We start from the raw sequence: 17296 nt of genomic DNA on the forward strand, positions 1-17296 counted from the left end.
CCTTGAAGGTGGCCGGGCGTGGATCGGATACTACTCCCGGGTGGACCCGGCAACCGGTACCGGGTTCCATCTTCCGGCAGGCTGCTTGCGCAGCGGTTCGATGGCTTGGGCAGCAGTCAAAAGCGTGTTCACAGGATGCATCCCTCGCCATGCTCGCCGTCGCCGAACGTCGAGAGGATGCGGGGCTGACCTCGCGGCTCAGGCAATGCGCATACGCGCTTGCGCCGCATCTGCAGGACGGAGAGGAGTTTCTCCATCGATGGGGCAGCTTCCTTTGGGCGGCGTCTTGCGTGAATTCCCCGAGGCAGACGGCACACGTTCTTCCATGCCGGCACGAGAGGGCCGATGCAGCCGCAGCATCGGGATCGCGGAGCGATGCATGGGGAATGCCGTCCGCCAGGGACCGGATGCGCGGGGGCGACTTCAGGCCAAGCGGAAATCGGTGCGCAGGAAGTCGCCGTCGCGCGTCTGCGCGCCGACGTGCAGGCGCAGCGGTGCGGCAAACATCGGGCCGGCATGGACGCAGGTGTGGAATTCGCCGTTCTCGCCGCAGCGATCGACGCCGGGTGGGAGGTCGTCCAGCAGCGCCGCGTCGAACCGGCGGCCGGCGAATTCCGGTGGCAGTCGCCGGGTGTCGATGCAGCAGAGCGTGGCCTGCAGGCCGCCGTCGATCATCGCGCGCGCGAGTGCGGCGGTATCGCTGTCGAACAGCGGCGTGTCGATCGACCAGCCCCAGCGCGCCCACAGCGCCTGGCGGTAGTCGCGGATGTCCTGCAGCAGCAGGTCGCCGAACGCGATTCGGGAAATCCCCGGCCAGCGTTGGCGGGCCTGTGCGGCGGCCTGCGCCAGCGCCGCTTCGTAGACCGCGTTGCTGGGCATGGCCGGCTGCGGCACTTCGATCAGCGGCAGTCCGGCGGCATCGGCCTGGGCCTGCAGCACCTCACGGGCGATGCCCTGCATCGCCGCACGGCCGCTGTCGCTTTCGATGCTGGCCAGCAGGCCGACGACTTCGAACTGGCCGGACTGGCGCAGCACGTGCAGCGTCCAGGCCGCGTCCTTGCCGCCGCTCCACGACAGCAGTACCGGGACGGGCATCGTGGCGTCAGCGCACGTTGCGCAGTTCCCAGTGGTTGCCGGCCAGCAGCCGCATGCGGTGCTTGAAGATATCGCCGGGCAGGCTGGTGGTGGCCACCAGGTTGATGCGCAGATCCTGCTGCTGCCCGCTGACGCTGGCCTGCGGATCGGTGGCGCCCAGCGCCGGATCCACCTGGTCCGGGTCGGGCTGGCGGTCGCGCCAGCGTTCGAACAGCGCCGGCGAGCGCAACGCGTCCTGCAGCTGTTCGGCGAAGGCGTCGGCGCCGTTGGCGCTGAAGGAAAGTTCGGGGTCGCTGCCGCGGGCCAGGGCCGGGTTGGGCAGGGCGATGGAATATTGCACGGACATGGGGGTCTCCTGGATGGGCCGCGCGCGGGTGTCCGCAGCGCGCGGCGTGTGATGTCGGCGATCCGTCGCGCCGCCGCGGCCTCAGCCGTTGAAGGTGTGCGGGCCGTCGGCGAAGCCGAGCGTGACCGCGCCCTTGCCGACGTTGACCATGCCGGTCAGGCTCATCACGCTCTCGAACAGGGTCACGCCGTGGCTGGCGCAGGTCTCGCGCAGCCGGTCGTAGCCGGGCAGGGCGCGCAGGTCGGCCAGTTCGCCGCCGTAGCTCACGCACAGCGTGGGCGTCATCAGCCCGGCGCGTACCCGCTCGCCGACGAAGTCGAACAGCTTGCCCACGGCGTTGTCGAAACCCTTGATCTTGGCCACCGGCGCGGTCTCGCCGCGGTAGCCGTGCAGCACCGGCTTGATGTCCAGCGCGCTGCCGAGCGCGGCGCTGAGCAGGCCCACGCTGCGGTCGCCCTTGTGGCGCGCGCGGGCGCGCATGTAGTACAGGTCGCGGGTGACCATGTAGCCGTGCACGTTGCCGGCCAGTTCCTCCAGCCGCTCGCGGATCTGCTGCACGCTGGCACCGGCGTCGCGCAGGCGCACGGCCTCCACCGCGGTCACCGCCTGGGCGGCGAACAGGTTCTGGGTATCGAGCACCCGCAGCGCGAACGGCGAGTTGTGGCCGGCGGCCTGGCGCACCGGCTTGTAGTCGTTGAGGATCGCGAAGCTGGCCTGCATCGCGTTGTCGTGGATCGGGCTGCGGGTCCTGGTGATGGTCAGGCAGAACACGTGGTCGTAGTCGATCACCAGTTCGCCCAGGAACAGGTCGCGGATCTGGTTGACGCTGAAGGGAATGGTTTCGGCCTCGGCGCCGTGTTCGGCGACGTGCGCGTGCAGGAAGCTCAGCGTGGCCTCCTCGTCGCGGTGGTCGGCCAGTACCGCCTCGCCGATACGCACGGTGATCGGCAGCAGCACGATGTTGTGTTCACGGATGAAATCCTGCGGTAGATCGCAGGCCGAATCGACGACGATTCCAATACGCATCTGGGGCCCTCCCGGCCGATACAAGGTGCCGTAGTGAGAAACCTATCGCAATTTTGCTTCGGTTGCCTGTCCTATTTCTCCCATTGACGGGGGCGGTCGTCAGCTCTGGCGCCGGACTGCTTCCGGCAGCGTCGCCAGCCGCGCCATTTCACCGCGCTGCAGCAATCGTGGATCGGCCAGCACCGCCTGCATCAGGCCGTGGGCGTCGTTGCCCCAGTAGAGCTCGCCGTCGATGGACAGGGTGGGCACGCCGAACACGCCGGCGGCGATGGCCGCTTCGGTGTTGGCGCGCAGCGCGGCCTTGACCGTGGCGCTGCCGGTGGCGGCGTCGACATCGGCGATGCCCAGCGTCGCGGCCACCGGTGCCAGCGCCGCCGGGCTGTCGCCGGCGTGGCTGTCGCGCCAGATCCAGTCGTAGATCGCGTCGACGGCGCGGGCATCGCTGCCGGCGGCGATGCACAGCCGCAGCGCCGCCAGCGGGTTGAACGGATGGGCGGGGGGAAAGCGCAGCGCCACGCCTTCGCGTTCGGCCTGCCACTGCACGTGGCGGTAGGTGAACAGGCGCTTGTGCGGGATTTCCGCCGGGCCGCGGCTGCCGAGGTGCTGCAGGATGGCGCCGAACACGATCGGCACCGGCGTCACCTCGTGGCCCTGCGGCAGGGCCTTGAGCTTCTGCCAATGCAGGTAGGAAAACGGCGAGATGAAGTCGAAATACCAGCGCAGGTCCATCGTTTGCTCCAGCCGCGGGTCGGGTGGGCATTATTGCTGCGCCGACGCTGCCGGATGCGGCGGCCGCCCTTCGCGCGCCCGCCGGTGGCGGACGCGCGGGCGACGGGTGCTACGGGTAGGCGCGCGGCAGGGCGCCGGCCGGACGCAGGTAGCGGTCGCGCAGCTCGGTCTGGCGCGAGCGCATCGGGATCGCGTTGCCGCCCAGCCACAGCTGGTCGGCGGTATGCGCCACGTCCAGCGGATCGCCGTTCCACAGCACCAGGTCGGCCAGTTTGCCGGGGGCGATGCTGCCGATCCGCGCGTCGACGCCGAACGCCTGCGCCGGTATCCGGGTCAGGCCGGCCAGCCCGGCTTCCCACGGCAGGCCGTTGGCCACCGCGTTGCCGGCCAGCTGGCGCAGCTTGCGGGCGTTGTGCGAGGCATCGCCGGACTGCGCGAACGACACCGCCACGCCGGCCGCATGCAGCCGCGCGGCGTTCTCCAGGGTGGCGCCGACCTGGTCGAAGCTGGACGGCAGGTTGGCCAGCGCATCGACGAACACCGGCACCTCGGCGCGGGCGATCTCCGCCGCCAGCTTCCATGCCTCGGCACCACCGGCGATGGCGATGCGCACCTTCTCGCGACGGGCCCAGCGCAGCAGCTGGCGGATGTCGGCGGCGCGGTCCACTTCCACCACGATGCGGCCCTGGCCCTCCAGGTACCGGGCCAGCACCGCGCGACCGGCGGGAGTCAGCAGCGCGTGCGGCGAATCGCTGGCGACGCGACCGCGGGCCTCGGCCACCAGCTGGTCGAGCAGCATCCACTGCGCTGCGCGCGAGTTGCCGCTCAGCGGCGCCGCGGCTGCGCCCAGGCGCACGAACAGGGCGCGCGGGCCGAGCGGGTCGGGGCCGCCGTCCAGGCGCACGATCCCGCCCTGGCCGGCGATGAAGGCGCCGCCGGTGTTGGCCGCCAGCGCGGTGAAGCCGATGCCTTCCACCCGCGCCACCGGCACCAGCACCGAGTCGGGGTTGTAGGCCAGGGTGACGTCGAATTCCGGGCGCATCGGCTGTTCCTGCGGCAGCGTCAGGGCGCTGTCGACGGTGGACTTCTCGCCGGAAACTTCCTCCACGCCGATGTCGTTGATGCCGCCGAACAGCGCCGGCGTCAGCGGCCGTCCGCCGGCCTCGACCACGGTAACCCCGGCTGGCGCGGGCAGCGCGGGGCCGACGGCGCGGATCACCCCGCCCTGCACCAGCACGTCGGCGTCGCGCAGCGTGCCCTGCGGGCCGGCGGTGTGCACCGTGGCGCCGCGGATCAGCACGTCCTGGGCCATGGCCGGGGCGACGCAGGCGGCGAGGGCGGCCAGCAGCAGGCCGCGCAGGCGCGGTCTGCGAAGGGTTGTGCGGCTCATCGGGCCACCTCCTGTCCCAGCAGGAAATCGGCCACCGGCTGCAGCCGGCGCTGCGCGCGGTCGTAGACCTGCGCGCCGTCGATGTAGACCTTCTCGGCCTGGGCGTAGGAGCTGAACGGGGTGCCGTTCCAGACCACCACGTCGGCCATCTTGCCTTCCTCCAGGGTGCCGGTCTGGCGCTCGATGCCCAGCGCCCTGGCGGCATTGCCGGTCAGCCAGCGGATCGCGCGCTCGGGAGCGATCTCGATGCCGGCGCGATGCGCGTTGGCGATCACCTTGGCCGCCTCCTGGTTGAGGCGCTGGATGCCCTCGGGTGAATCGGAATGGACGATGGCGCAGCTGTTGGCCGGGCGGTCGACCAGCGCCACGTTCTCCTGGATGCCGTCGAAGGCTTCCATCTTGAAGCCCCACCAGTCGGCCCACAGCGCGCCGCACACGCCTTCGGCGGCCAGCCGGTCGGCGATCTTGTAGGCCTCCACGCCGTGGTGGAACGAGGCCACCTTGAAGCCGAACTCCCCGGCCAGGTCGAGCATGGTGGTCATCTCGTCGGCGCGGTAGCAGTGGATGTGCACGCGGATGTCGCCCTGGATGGCGCCGGCCAGCGTGTCCAGCTTCAGGTCGCGCTTGCCGCCGCTGTCGCCGCCACTGTCCATGTCGCCATTGCTCCCCCAGCGCTTCTTCTTTGCCGGCTTGGGCGACTGCTTGGCGATGTACTCGCTGGCGTCGATGAAGGCCGCGCGGTAGCCGGCGACGTTGCCCATGCGCGTGGCCGGGCCGGTCTTCTGGCCGTAGACGCGCTTCGGGTTCTCGCCGCAGGCCATCTTCAGCCCCCATGGCGCGCCGGGGAACTTCATCGCCTGGTAGCTGGTGGCGGCGACGTTCTTCAGGGTGACGCCGCGGCCGCCGACCAGGTTGGCCGAGCCGGGCAGGATCTGCATCGTGGTGACGCCGCCGGCCAGCGCCGCGGCGAACCCCGGGTCCTGCGGCCATACCGAGTGCTCGGCCCAGACGTTGGCGGTGACCGGCGCGGTCATCTCGTTGCCGTCGCTGTGCGCCTGCACGCCGGGACTGGGATACACGCCCAGGTGCGAATGCACGTCGATGATGCCGGGGGTGACCCACTTGCCGCGGCCGTCGACGCGCACCGCGTCGGCGGGCGCCTGCAGTCCGCGACCGACCGCGGCGATGCGGCCGTCCTGCATCAGCACGTCGGCATCGTCCAGGCGCTCGCCGTCGCCGGTCAGCACGGTGGCGTGTTCGATCAGCACCGGCGCCGAGGCGATGGCGCGGTAGGTGCTGGGATACGGGTCCTGCACGAAGCGCGAGGCCGCCGATGCGGGACTGGCCAGGGCGATGCCGCCGGCCAGGGCAAGGCCGAGCGCGGCCGCGAGTGCGGCAGACGGTGGTCGATACATCCGGTTGTTTCCCCAGGTGACGGCGCGCAGGGCGCGGTGGTGTACTCGAAGCACCCTAGCCAAGCGCGTCCGGCGTGCCAAGCCTGACGATGGTCATGGTGCCGGCGACGGCAGCCCTGTGGGTTGGTTGATGTGGGCGGGCCCTCGTGCGCGATGATCGTGCCGGCAACGGAAAGTCTCTCCTGCATGGACGAAGCGACGGAAGCGCGGCACGCTGTGCAGGTACGCGCGGAAGGGCCGGCGATCGCGTCGGCGACGGCTGGAATGCCGCCACGGACGCTGCGCCGGTTGGTTGCTGAGTGCTTCGGGTGCGCGATCGTCGCGCAGGCGGCCGATCCTCGCCGCCGGGACCCGGATTGCCGCCCCGGCCGGGGCGCCGGATGTGATCCGCAGCGCGAAGTCCATCGAAAACCATACCGTCGTTACTGTCCGGACGTTAAGCTGAACAGGCGTCGATGCCGGGCCAACGGGCGATCGGCGTTCCGATGGACGAGGATGGGCGATGCGGCAAGGCACGAACGGCATTCCGGCCGGCAATTGCATGGGACGTGAAGTGCGTTATTCCGAAGAAGGCGGCGAATCGATGAGCGCGGGCAAGCAGGTGGTGGATTTCTGGCGCGCGGCCGGGCCGCGGCGCTGGTTCGCGCGCGACGATGCGTTCGACGCCGAGTTCCGCCGGCTGTTCCTGGACGAGCATTATGTGGCCGCCAGTCGCGGCTACGAGGCGTGGCTGGCCACGGCCGAAGGCGCGCTGGCGCTGATGGTCCTGCTCGACCAGTTCCCGCGCAACTGCTTCCGCGGCACCGCGCATTCCTATGCCACCGACGGCCTGGCGCGGCATTACGCCATGCGTGCGATCGAGGAAGGACTGGACCGGGAACTGACCCCGCAGCTGCGCGCCTTCCTCTACCTGCCGTTCGAGCATTCGGAGGATCCGCAGGACCAGGAGCGCTCGGTGGCGATGTTCGAGATGCTGGGCGACCTGGAATACCTGCGCTTCGCCGAACTGCACCGCGACATCATCCGCCGCTTCGGGCGCTTCCCGCACCGCAACGCGGTGCTGGGGCGGATCCCGACCCCGGAGGAACTGAACTACCTGGCTACCGGCGGCTTCGCCGGCTGATCCGCAGGGGCCGCACCGGCGGGCGAAGGATGCGGCGGCCGTGAACGGCAGCAAGGGCTCACGGGCAGGCCGCCTGGCGAGGGGGGAATGCACTGCAGGAGCGACGTGAGTCGCGAGCCTTTCGTGCGGACAACCGATGCCGGGTGCCGGTTTCCCCGGAAAACGGGATCTGCCCCCAGCCGGGGAAAGAGCTGGAAAGACATCACCGCTGCAGCGGCTGAGGCCCATGGGCGGGCGGCAACGGTCGTTGCCGGTCGCGACTCACGTCGCTCCTACACAGGCGGTAGGCATTGTAGGAGCGACGTGAGTCGCGAGCCTTTCGTGCGGACAACCGATGCCGGGTGCCGGTTTCCCCGGAAAACGGGATCTGCCCCCAGTCGGGGAAAGAGCTGGAAAGACATCACCGCTGCAGCGGCTGAGGCCCATGGGCGAGCGGCAACGGTCGTTGCCGGTCGCGACTCACGTCGCTCCTACACAAGCGGTAGGCATTGTAGGAGCGACGTGAGTCGCGGGCTTTTCGTGCGGACGTCCGATGCCGGGGGCCGGTTTCCCCGGGAAACGGGATCTGCCCCCAGTCGGGAAAAGAGCTGGAAAGACATCACCGCTGCAGCGGCCGAGGCCCATGGGTGGGCGCCAGTGGTCGTTGCCGGTCGCGACTGACGTCGCTCCTACACCAGCGGAAGGTCCCCTACTGTTCTGGCAGGCGCGGCGTGGCCTTGGGCCATCAGTTGCGGGCTGTTCGGGTCCGGAACGTCCCGTGCCCGGAACGGGCAACAAGGCTGCCCGGATGCGCGGTTGTCCGCGGAGAAGGAAGAAGCACCAAACAAAAAGCGCCGGCGTTGCCGGCGCTTTGCTGTTGCCGTCCGCGGGAGCGGATCAGTACTTCGGCACGCCGTTGTCGACCGTGTCCGACCAGGCGTCGATGCCGCCGGCCACGTTGTAGACGCGGGTGAAGCCGAGGGCGCGGAACTGCTCGGCGGCCTGGGCGCTGCGTCCGCCGTGGTGGCACAGGAACGCCAGCGGTGTGTCCTTGGGCAGGGCCTCGAGCTGGCTGCGGCCGTCGCCGTCGAAGCTGCGGAACGGCGCGGCGACCGCGGCGATGGCGCGCTCCTCGGCCGGGCGCACGTCCACCAGGGTCAGGCTGCCGGCACGCGCCTGGTCGTCGGCGTCGCGCGGTTCCAGGTCCTGCACCGGCCTGGGGGCGTTGGGGTTGTCGATCGCCAGGCCCTTGCCGCGGATGTCGTCCACCCAGTCGATGGTGATGCCTTCGGCGCGGCGCGCGCTGGCCAGGTCGAACTGCACGCGCAGGCCGTTGGATTCGGCGGCGATGGCGTTGGCGTCGAACGGCGCCAGCTGGAAGTTGGGCTGGAAGCGCGCGTCGATGCCCAGCTGCAGCGCGGCACCGTCGGCATCGGCCAGCGCGCCGCGCAGCATTTCCACCGCGGCCGGGGTGATGGTGATGTTCGGCGGGGTGCGGTCAGGCGCCGGCAGACCGAGCACGCTGCTCAGTTCGCCGCTGCCGGCCATCTGCAGGATGATGTCGCTGCCGCCGACCAGCTCGCCGTCGATGTACAGCTGCGGGATCGTCGGCCAGTCGCCGTACACCTTGATGCCTTCGCGGATCTCCGGGTCGGCCAGCACGTTGACGTGGGCGAACTCCACGCCCAGGTCGGACAACGCGCCGACCGCCTTGGCCGAGAAGCCGCATTGCGGCATGGTCGGCTGGCCCTTCATGAAGAGCACGACGCGGTTGGCGCCGAGGATGGATTCGATGCGCGTGCGCAGGGCGGGATCAAGGGACATCGGCTTCGATTCTGGGTGGAGGCGGAAAGCCCATTCTACGCGGCATGGCATCATGGGGCATGACTGCCCCGCAAACCCTGTCGCGCGTTCCCCGTACTCCCTGGCGCTGGCTGCCGTGGCTGCTGGCCTCGCAGCTGGCGGTGCTGCTGCTGTGGCTGTGGCTGGGCTGGCAGGCCGGGCTGCCGGCGATGGTGGCCTCGCACGCGCTGTTCATGGTGCCGGTGTTCCTGCCCAACACTGCGTTCTACGCACCGGTGCTCAGCCGCCTGCCGCAGGCCGGCAAGCGCATCTGGCTGACCATCGACGACGGTCCCTCCGACGACACCCCGGCAGTCCTCGACCTGCTGGACCGCTACGACGCGCGGGCCACCTTCTTCCTGGTCGGCGAGCGCGCTGCGGCGCGGCCGGAGCTGGTGCGCGAGATGCTGCGCCGCGGCCACTCGCTGGGCAACCACAGCCACTCGCATCCGCAGGCGCGCTTCTGGGCGCTGGGGCCGGGCGCGCTGGCGCGGGAAATCGGCGACTGCCAGCGGGCGTTGACCGCCATCGCCGGCGCGCCGCCGCGCTGGTACCGCTCGGTGGTGGGCATGACCAATCCGTTCGTGGCCGCCGCGCTGCGCACGCACGGGCTGACCCGGGTGGGCTGGAGCGCGCGCGGCTTCGACGGCGTCGATTGCCAGCCGCAGGCGGTGATCGCGCGCATTCAACGCCACCTGCGCCCCGGCGCCATCGTGCTGCTGCACGAAGGCGCCGCCCACGGGCACAACCTCGAGATCCTGGAAGCGGTGCTGCGCGTGGCACGCGAGCGCGGCTACGAGGCGCGGCTGCCGGAGTAGGCTGCACCGCACTTGCCGGCCGCGACGCCGGCCCCATCCGCCGATACGGAATCCCCGATGGCATTTTCCACGCTGGGCCTGTCCCCCGACCTGCTGGCGCAGCTGCTGCCGGCGCTGGAACGGCAGGGCTACCGCCAACCGACCGCGATCCAGGCGCAGGCGGTGCCGGCCATCGTGCAGGGACGCGACGTGATCGCCGCCGCGCCGACCGGTTCCGGCAAGACCGCCGCCTTCGTGCTGCCGCTGCTGCAGCAGTTCGCGCTGCGTCCCGCGTCCCGGCCGCGGCGCGTGCGCGCGCTGGTGCTGGTGCCGACCCGCGAACTGGCGACGCAGGTGGAGGCCGCCCTGGCGACGCTGGGCGATGGCCTGCCGTCGCGGCCGAAGCGGGTGGTGGCGATCGGCGGGGTCTCGATCAACCCGCAGATGATGGCGCTGCGCGGCGGCGCCGACATCGTCGTGGCCACGCCCGGGCGGCTGCTCGATCTGGTCGCGCGCCATGCGCTGGAGCTGTCGGCGGTGGCCACGCTGGTGCTGGACGAGGCCGATCGCCTGCTCGACCTGGGATTCGGCGAGGAACTGCAGCGGTTGCTGGCGCTGTTGCCGCAGGAGCGCCAGACCGTGCTGTTCTCCGCCACGTTCCCGCCGGCGGTGCGGCAGCTGGCCGCCACGATGCTGCACGAACCCGTGCGCATCGGCGGTGATGAGGAGGAAGGCGCGCAGGCGCCGGACATCGCGCAGCGGGCGATCCTGGTCGATGCGGCGCAGCGCACGCCGTTGCTGCGGCAGTTGCTGGACGGACAGGACTGGCCGCAGGCGCTGGTGTTCGTGGCCAGCCGCCACGCCGCCGAGACCGTGGCGCAGAAGCTGCGCAAGGCCGGCATCGAGGCGCAGCCCCTGCACGGCGAGCTGGGCCAGGGGCGGCGCAGCCGCACGCTGCAGGAATTCCGCGACGGCGCGCTGCGGGTGCTGGTCGCCACCGACGTGGCCGCGCGCGGCATCGACATCCCGCGCCTGCCGGTGGTGGTGAACTACGACCTGCCGCGCTCGCCGGTGGACTACACCCACCGCATCGGCCGCACCGGACGCGCCGGCGAGCCGGGCCTGGCGGTCAGCTTCATCGACGCCGCCGCCGAGGCGCATTTCCGCCTGATCGAGAAGCGCCGGCGGCAGCGGGTACCGCGCGAGCAGGTGCCCGGGTTCGAGCCGCGTGCGCTACCGCCGGCATCGCCGGCGGCCAGCACGGACAACGGCGGCGTCAAAGGCCGGCGTCCGAGCAGGAAGGACCGCCTGCGCGCCGCCGCGCAGGCCTCCGGGGAACCCGCCGCCGATTGAGGACGGCGGAGCGGCTCAGGCCTCGGCCGGGTCGCTGCCGGGCGCTTCCGCGCGCGGGCGGGGCGTGCGCTGCCCCGGCTTGCGCAGCACCTCCACGTAGAACTGGTCGTTGCCGGCGGCCACCAGCGCGTCCACCGAACGGATCAGCTCGGCGAACGGCACCGCGACCGCGCTGGCCTCGTCGAGGCCGCACTTGCTGTCGAAGTCCCAGAAATCGGCGCCGGCCGGCAGCGGCTTGCCGCGCTCGCGGCGTGCGTACTTGCGGATGTCGTGCTTGGCGGCCTCGACCAGGCGGTCGCGGTTCTTGCCTTCGATGTTGAGCGGGTAGGTCTTTCTCACGGGGATTCCTGATGGGGGCGGCGCCACTGGCGCGGACGGCCCGAAGGGATGCGGGCCGGAACGAGGGTCGGGAGCGCCGGGGAACGCGATTATCGGCGCAAAACGCGGCGGTGGCGGCCGGCCGGGATCAGTCCCGCCAGGCGACGATCAGCCAGTTGTTGAACGGGGTGTTGCCATACAGCGGCGTGAAGCGGGCGTGCAGCCCGGCCGCCTGCAGCGGCGCGCGCAGGTCGTCGGCACCGGGATAGTGGCGCGGCCGCGTGCCCATCCAGCCGATCAGGTGGGCGAGCAGGTCGGTGATGCGGGTGGTGCGGTCGCGCGCGCTGCGGTCGGCCAGCGTGGTGCGGATCACCAGCCGCGCGCCCGGCGCCAGCATCGCGATGGCGCCGGCCAGCAGCCGTTGCTGGGCCTCGGCGGGCAGGTACTGCAGCACGTCCAGCAGCGCCACGCTGCCGTGGTGGTCGGGCAGCCCGGCGGCGAGGTCGTGCCAGGCGAACGTGGCCGCGGCCAGGCCGGCGTTGCCGGCGGCGCGTTGCGCGCGCTGCAGCTTGGAGCGGTCGATGTCCACGCCGTGGTAGCGCAGCGGCTGGCCATCGTGGCGCAGCGCGTGCGCCAGCAGGCCCAGGCCGCAACCCAGGTCCAGCAACGGCGCGTCGCTGCCGCGCAGCGCGGCGGTCACGCCGGGGTAGAGCGGGTCGCTGGCCAGCTTGCCGCGCGCATAGAAATAGTCGCGGCGGTTGCCCAGGCGGCTGGCCGGCAGGAACGCGCGGGCCAGTTGGCGGGCGTCGCCGGCGGCGAGCGCGCGGGTGGCCTCCGCGCTCAGCGTCGCGGCTCCGCGAGGATGTCCCGCGCCGCCGGCTGCGCCTGCCGCGTCCACAGCGCATACATGGCCGCGGACGGATGCAGGCCGTCGTCGACCAGCATCGCCGCCTCGGCGCCGCGTTCGCGGTTGATCGCGCTGGTGTCGACGAAGCGGGCGCCGCGCTGTTCGCACAGCCTCCGCGCGGCGGCGTTGAACGCATCCAGCTCGCGCGCGATGACGGTCGCATCGCGGCCCTGCGCGCGCGCGAACGGGGTCACGCCCCAGTCCGGGATCGACAGCACCAGCACTCTTGCCGGGTCGCCGCCGGCAAAACCGACGGCGCGCTCCAGCAGCGCGGCGAACCGCGGCCGGTAGTCGTCCAGCGGGCGGCCCCGGTACTGGTCGTTGACGCCGATCAGCAGGCTGACCAGGTCGAACGGCCCATGCGGCTGCGCGGCGTCGATGCCGGCAGCCAGCTCGTCGGTGGTCCAGCCGGTGGTGGCGACGATCCGCGGATCGGCCAGGTCGATGCCTTCGCCGCGCAGCGCCGCGGCCAGCTGCCGCGGCCAGCGCCCGTCCTCGGCCACGCCTTCGCCGATGGTGTAGGAATCGCCCAGGGCCAGGTAGCGCAGCGCGCCGCTGCCGTCAGCTGCGGCCATCGTCTCAGGCGACCGCGCTGCGCGGTTTCAGCGGCACCACCTTGGTGACGGCCTCGGCGCGGCGCGACAGCGCGCGGTCGATGCGCGCGAACACCTCGCGCATCGTCTCCGGCTCGGGCAGCAGGGTCACCCGGAAATGGTTGCGATAGGGCACGTTGAAGCTGGAGCCGGGCACCACCAGCACGCCCTCGTCGTCCATCAGTTCCAGCGCGAAATCGTGGTCGTCGAAGCCGCGCGCGGCGTGGCCGACCACCGCCGGGAATGCGTACAGCGCGCCGGCCGGGGCGACCAGCGACAAGTGCTCGCTGGCGGCGCAGGCCTCGATCACCGCGCGCCGGGTCTCGTACAGGCGGCCGCCGGGAGCGCACAGCGTGGAGATGGTGTCCGGGCCGTTGACCGCCGCGTCGATGGCGTACTGGCCCGGCACGTTGGCGCACAGCCGCAGCGCGCTGAGCAGGTCCAGCGCCGCGCGGAACTCGCCCAGCCGCTCGGCGTCGCCGGACAGCAGCGCCCAGCCCACGCGCCAGCCGCAGGCGCGGTGCACCTTGCTCAGGCCGCTGAAGGTGATGCACGGGTGTTCGCCGGCCAGCGGCGCGAGCGGCTGGAACACGGCGTCGTCGTAGAGGATCCGGTCGTAGATCTCGTCGACCATCAGCAGCAGGTTGTGCCTGGCGGCGATGGCGACGATCTTCTCCAGCAGCTCGCGCGGGTAGCTGGCGCCGCTGGGGTTGTTGGGATTGATCAGCACGATCGCACGGGTGCGCGAGGACACCAGCGCCTCGATCTCCACCGGGTCGGGCTGGAAGCCGTTCTCCGGGGCGCAGCGGTAGTACACCGGGCGGCCGTCGTTGAGGATGGTCGCCGCCGACCACAGCGGATAGTCGGGCGAGGGCACCAGTACCTCGTCGCCGGGATTGAGCAGGGCGCGCAACGACAGGTCGATCAGCTCGGACACGCCGTTGCCGACGAACACCCGGTCCGGGTGCGCGTCGGGCGCGCCGCGGCGGGCATAGGCGGCGGCGATGGCCTCGCGCGCCACCGGCAGGCCCTGCTGGTGGGTGTAGGGATCGGTGCGGCCCATGTCGTCGGCGATCGCACGCTGCAGGTGCCCGGGCGCGCGGAAGCCGAATGCGCCGGGGTTGCCGATGTTGAGCTTGATCAGCTTGCGGCCCTGGGCCTCCAGCTCGCGCGCTCGCCGTGCCAGTTCGCCCCGGATCTCGTAGCGGACTTCGGACAGGCGCTCGCGGATGGCGAGCGGCTTCAGCGGCGGAGTGGACATTGCGGGCGGGCCGTTCAGGGCATGGAAGCCGCATGGTAGCGGAATTGCTGCGCTGCGGGGCGGGCGTCCGGGAGGGGCGGAATCCCGTTGCGGCGGGCATCCGCGTCGTCGTCGCCGGCCGGCGGCGACCGTCACCCTCTAGAATTGCCGGATGAGCGATTCCATCGACTTCAGCGCATTGCGCAGCATGGGCTGGCCGTGGCCCGGCCCGCCCGAAGAGCCATCGTGGCGGGAGGCGTTCGCCGCGCATCCGCAGGCGCGGCCCGGGCGGGTGATCGAACAGCACCGTTCCGGCTACGTGGTGGCCGATGCGCCGGAGAACAGCCTGAAGACCGAATCGCCGCCGGAATGGCAGCGCCCGCGCTTTCCCAGCCACGAGCGCGCGGCGGTCGGCGACTGGGTGCTGCTGGACGGCATCCGCATCGTCGCGCTGCTGCCGCGGCGTACCTCGATCAAGCGCGGCGCCGCCGGCGAGCACTACCACCAGCAGGTGATCGCGGCCAACATCGATACCGTCTTCATCGTCTGCGGGCTGGACGCCGACTTCAATCCGCGCCGGATCGAGCGCTACCTGATGCTGGTCGGTGGTGGCGGCGCCGAGCCGGTGGTGGTGCTGACCAAGGCCGACCAGACCGAATACGGCGACGACGCGCTGGCGGTGCTGGAGGAACTGGCGGCGCAGGGCATCGCGCTGCTGGCGGTCAACGCCAAGGATCCCGACAGCGTGGCCGCGCTGCTGCCGTGGCTGGGCGCCGGCCGCACCGCGGTGCTGGTGGGCTCGTCCGGCGCCGGCAAGTCGACCCTGACCAACACCCTGCTCGGGCGCGAGCGGATGAAGACCGGTGCGGTACGCGAGAGCGATTCGCGCGGCCGCCATACCACCACCCACCGCGCGCTGATCCCGCTGCCGTCCGGCGCCTGCCTGATCGACACCCCCGGCATGCGCGAGCTCAAGCCCACCGGCGAGGAGGTGCTGGCCGAAGGCGGTTTCGCCGACGTCGAGGCGCTGGCCGCGCAGTGCCGGTTCCGCGATTGCGCGCACCAGGGCGAGCCCGGCTGCGCGGTGCAGGCGGCGATCGCGCGCGGCGAGCTGGAGGAAAGCCGCCTGCTCAACTACCTCAAGCTGCGCGACGAGGTCGCCGCCGCCGCCGCCAAGCTGGCGGTGCGGCAGGCGCAGCAGGCGGTCGAGCGCAAGCACGTCGGCCGCGGCGCGCAGTGGCGTCCGCCCGGGCGCGGCGGCCGCCGCTGAATCCCCCTGCGCCGGCCGCCGCCCGCGGCGGCCGGCGGATTGCTAAGGTGCGGGCATGGCGACCTTCGCTTCTCCCGACGGCGGCATCGCCCACCACGCCGCGCTCGATGCGCGGCTGGTGGACGCGGTGCGCGGCCTGCGCCTGCTCGCGCTGACCAGCTGGCCGGCCTCCACCCAGGTCCCGTTCCTGGAAAGCGTCGCCCGCGGCCGCCCGCGCCTGCCGCAGGTGGAATATCCCAGGCTCGACTTCGGCGACGTGCGGCGCGAACTGGCCGCGATAGCCGCCGCGGCCGATCCTGCGCATCCGCTGGGCCGCTACCTGCGCGATTCGGTGCACAGCTGGGACCTGGGCGCGGGCCTGCTGGAAGCATTGGGCACGCGTGCGGTGGACGACTACTCGGCGCAGCTGTACGGCGTGCCGGAGCAGCCGATGCCGGGCAACGGTCCCACCACCCGCGAGGCGGCACTGCATTTCATCCAGATCGCGCAGGAGCTGGACCACGAACTGCTGGCGCCGGAGGAGCAGGTGCCGGTCTCGGCCACCGCGTTGCAGTTGCAGCTGCAGGGCGACCTGGACGGCTTCTTCGATGGGCGCATCATCAGCGTGGAGCTGGATCCGGAACTGATCGCCAAGGCCGCCGCCGGCGCCACCCGCATCCGCCTGCGCACCGGTGCGCGCTTCAGCGCCTACGATCGCGCGCAGCTGTTCCACCACGAGGCGCTGGTGCATTCGCTGACCGCGCTCAACGGTCGCGAGCAGGCCTGGCTGCCCAGCCTGGCGCTGTCCTCGCCGCGCACCACCGCCACCCAGGAAGGGCTGGCGACCTTCGCCGAGCAGATCACCGGCAGCATCGACATCGAACGGCTCAAGCGCATCAGCCTGCGCATCGAGGCGATCGCGATGGCGCGCGACGGCGCCGACTTCATCGAAGTGTTCGATTACTTCCGCCAGGCCGGGCAGAACCCGGGGGAAAGCTTCGCCTCGGCCCAGCGCGTGTTCCGCGGCGTGCCCCCCACCGGCGGCGCGGCGTTCACCAAGGACACGGTGTACCTGCGCGGGCTGGTGGCGGTGCACACCTTCTTCCGGCAGATGCTGCGCGAGGAGAAGCTGCAGGTCTGCCGCTGGCTGTTCGCCGGCAAGATGACGCTGGACGATGCGGTGGCGCTGGCGCCGCTGTTCGAGGCCGGCGTGCTGGCGCCGCCGCGCTGGCTGCCGCACTGGATCAGCCGCGCCAACGGCCTGGCCGGGATGCTGGCGTTCTCGCTGTTCGCCAACCGCATCCGCATGGACCGGGTCGGCGGGTAGCGGCGCACGGAACCCCTGTAGGAGCGACGTCAGTCGCGACCGGGCTTTACCGGTAAGGCCCGGTCGCGACTGACGTCGCTCCTACAGTTCCCCAGAGGGGGCAAGGGGGTAATCAGCGCGCCGGGCGCCTGTAGGCGATGCAGTCCACTTCCACCTTGCAGTCCACCACCATCCGCGACTCGACACAGGCGCGGGCCGGCGGGTGCTCGCCGAAGTAGTGCTTGAACACGGTGTTGAAGGCGTAGAAGTCGCGCGCATCGTCCAGCCATACGCCGCAGCGGACCACGTGCTCGGGGCCGTAGCCGGCCTCGGCGAGGATGCCCAGCACGCTCTGGATCACCACGTGCGACTGCTCGGTGACGGTGCCGCCGACCAGCTCGCCGTCGCGCATCGGCACCTGCCCGGAGACGTAGAGCCAGCCGTCGGCCTCGACCGCGCGTGCGAACGGCATGTGCTGCTTGCCCTGGCCGACGCCGCCTTCGGCACCGTAACGCTTGATGTCGCTCATGGGTGTTCCTTTTGCATCAGTGAGTGGGAATCAGTGAGTAGGAATGGCTTTGCGGCTGC

General features: G+C 71.5%; 17 protein-coding genes. 5 read left to right on the plus strand and 12 right to left on the minus strand.

All coding sequences use genetic code 11. The annotated features are described in order from the left end of the window. Positions 1-423: 423 nt before the first annotated feature. The 6 genes from OK345_RS04405 to OK345_RS04430 form a co-directional block, all read right to left on the minus strand. Positions 424-1095 carry a Dph6-related ATP pyrophosphatase gene (locus tag OK345_RS04405; RefSeq protein WP_265126710.1) on the minus strand — a complete coding sequence of 224 codons (672 nt, stop codon included), beginning with the start codon at positions 1093-1095 and terminating at the stop codon, positions 424-426. A gap of 7 nt (positions 1096-1102) precedes the next feature. Continuing rightward, positions 1103-1441, minus strand: coding sequence for a hypothetical protein (locus tag OK345_RS04410; RefSeq protein ID WP_265126711.1), 339 nt, complete (start codon positions 1439-1441; stop codon positions 1103-1105). An 81-nt stretch (positions 1442-1522) separates the two neighbouring features. Next, positions 1523-2467, minus strand: a complete 945-nt coding sequence (locus OK345_RS04415; RefSeq protein ID WP_265126712.1) for a DegV family protein — start codon at positions 2465-2467, stop codon at positions 1523-1525. A 99-nt stretch (positions 2468-2566) separates the two neighbouring features. Next, on the minus strand, positions 2567-3196 hold the full coding sequence (locus tag OK345_RS04420) for a 2-hydroxychromene-2-carboxylate isomerase (RefSeq protein ID WP_265126713.1): 630 nt from the start codon (positions 3194-3196) through the stop codon (positions 2567-2569). Positions 3197-3305: 109 nt separating this feature from the next. Further along, complete coding sequence (locus tag OK345_RS04425; protein WP_265126714.1) at positions 3306-4586, minus strand: amidohydrolase family protein; 1281 nt, start codon at positions 4584-4586, stop codon at positions 3306-3308. Then, positions 4583-6001: an amidohydrolase gene (locus OK345_RS04430; RefSeq protein WP_265126715.1), complete on the minus strand. Its 1419-nt coding sequence runs from the start codon at positions 5999-6001 to the stop codon at positions 4583-4585. Before OK345_RS04430 ends, OK345_RS04425 begins: the two co-directional genes overlap by 4 nt. 583 nt (positions 6002-6584) lie before the next feature. Between OK345_RS04430 and OK345_RS04435 the strand changes: the two genes are divergently transcribed. Beyond that, the gene (locus OK345_RS04435) at positions 6585-7124 is read left to right on the plus strand and encodes a DUF924 family protein (RefSeq protein WP_265126950.1); all 540 of its coding nucleotides are present in this window, start codon (positions 6585-6587) and stop codon (positions 7122-7124) included. An 876-nt stretch (positions 7125-8000) separates the two neighbouring features. On the opposite strand, the gene grxD is transcribed toward OK345_RS04435, so the two are convergent. Then, the gene (grxD, locus tag OK345_RS04440; protein ID WP_265126716.1) at positions 8001-8927 is read right to left on the minus strand and encodes a Grx4 family monothiol glutaredoxin; all 927 of its coding nucleotides are present in this window, start codon (positions 8925-8927) and stop codon (positions 8001-8003) included. Positions 8928-8986: 59 nt separating this feature from the next. Here grxD and OK345_RS04445 point away from each other — a divergent pair, with 59 nt between their 5' ends. Beyond that, positions 8987-9763: a polysaccharide deacetylase family protein gene (locus tag OK345_RS04445; protein ID WP_265126717.1), complete on the plus strand. Its 777-nt coding sequence runs from the start codon at positions 8987-8989 to the stop codon at positions 9761-9763. 57 nt (positions 9764-9820) lie between these two features. Further along, on the plus strand, positions 9821-11095 hold the full coding sequence (locus tag OK345_RS04450) for a DEAD/DEAH box helicase (RefSeq protein WP_265126718.1): 1275 nt from the start codon (positions 9821-9823) through the stop codon (positions 11093-11095). A gap of 15 nt (positions 11096-11110) precedes the next feature. On the opposite strand, the gene OK345_RS04455 is transcribed toward OK345_RS04450, so the two are convergent. The 4 genes from OK345_RS04455 to OK345_RS04470 form a co-directional block, all read right to left on the minus strand. Next, positions 11111-11434: a DUF6172 family protein gene (locus OK345_RS04455; RefSeq protein ID WP_265126720.1), complete on the minus strand. Its 324-nt coding sequence runs from the start codon at positions 11432-11434 to the stop codon at positions 11111-11113. A gap of 127 nt (positions 11435-11561) precedes the next feature. Then, positions 11562-12257: a methyltransferase domain-containing protein gene (locus OK345_RS04460; protein WP_265126951.1), complete on the minus strand. Its 696-nt coding sequence runs from the start codon at positions 12255-12257 to the stop codon at positions 11562-11564. Continuing rightward, complete coding sequence (locus OK345_RS04465; RefSeq protein WP_265126721.1) at positions 12254-12895, minus strand: SGNH/GDSL hydrolase family protein; 642 nt, start codon at positions 12893-12895, stop codon at positions 12254-12256. Before OK345_RS04465 ends, OK345_RS04460 begins: the two co-directional genes overlap by 4 nt. Positions 12896-12899: 4 nt before the next feature. Then, positions 12900-14174, minus strand: coding sequence for a pyridoxal phosphate-dependent aminotransferase (locus OK345_RS04470; protein ID WP_265126722.1), 1275 nt, complete (start codon positions 14172-14174; stop codon positions 12900-12902). A gap of 151 nt (positions 14175-14325) precedes the next feature. Between OK345_RS04470 and rsgA the strand changes: the two genes are divergently transcribed. Together rsgA and OK345_RS04480 are read left to right on the plus strand one after the other, a co-directional pair. Then, positions 14326-15423: a ribosome small subunit-dependent GTPase A gene (gene rsgA / locus OK345_RS04475; RefSeq protein WP_265126723.1), complete on the plus strand. Its 1098-nt coding sequence runs from the start codon at positions 14326-14328 to the stop codon at positions 15421-15423. A gap of 55 nt (positions 15424-15478) precedes the next feature. Then, positions 15479-16729, plus strand: coding sequence for a flavohemoglobin expression-modulating QEGLA motif protein (locus OK345_RS04480; RefSeq protein ID WP_265126725.1), 1251 nt, complete (start codon positions 15479-15481; stop codon positions 16727-16729). 112 nt (positions 16730-16841) lie between these two features. Here the strand turns inward: OK345_RS04480 and OK345_RS04485 are convergent, their stop codons facing one another. Next, positions 16842-17237 carry a RidA family protein gene (locus tag OK345_RS04485; RefSeq protein ID WP_265126726.1) on the minus strand — a complete coding sequence of 132 codons (396 nt, stop codon included), beginning with the start codon at positions 17235-17237 and terminating at the stop codon, positions 16842-16844. Between the last annotated feature and the right edge of the window lie 59 nt (positions 17238-17296).

This window comes from Xanthomonas chitinilytica (assembly GCF_026107455.2).
Lineage (GTDB): Bacteria > Pseudomonadota > Gammaproteobacteria > Xanthomonadales > Xanthomonadaceae > Stenotrophomonas > Stenotrophomonas chitinilytica.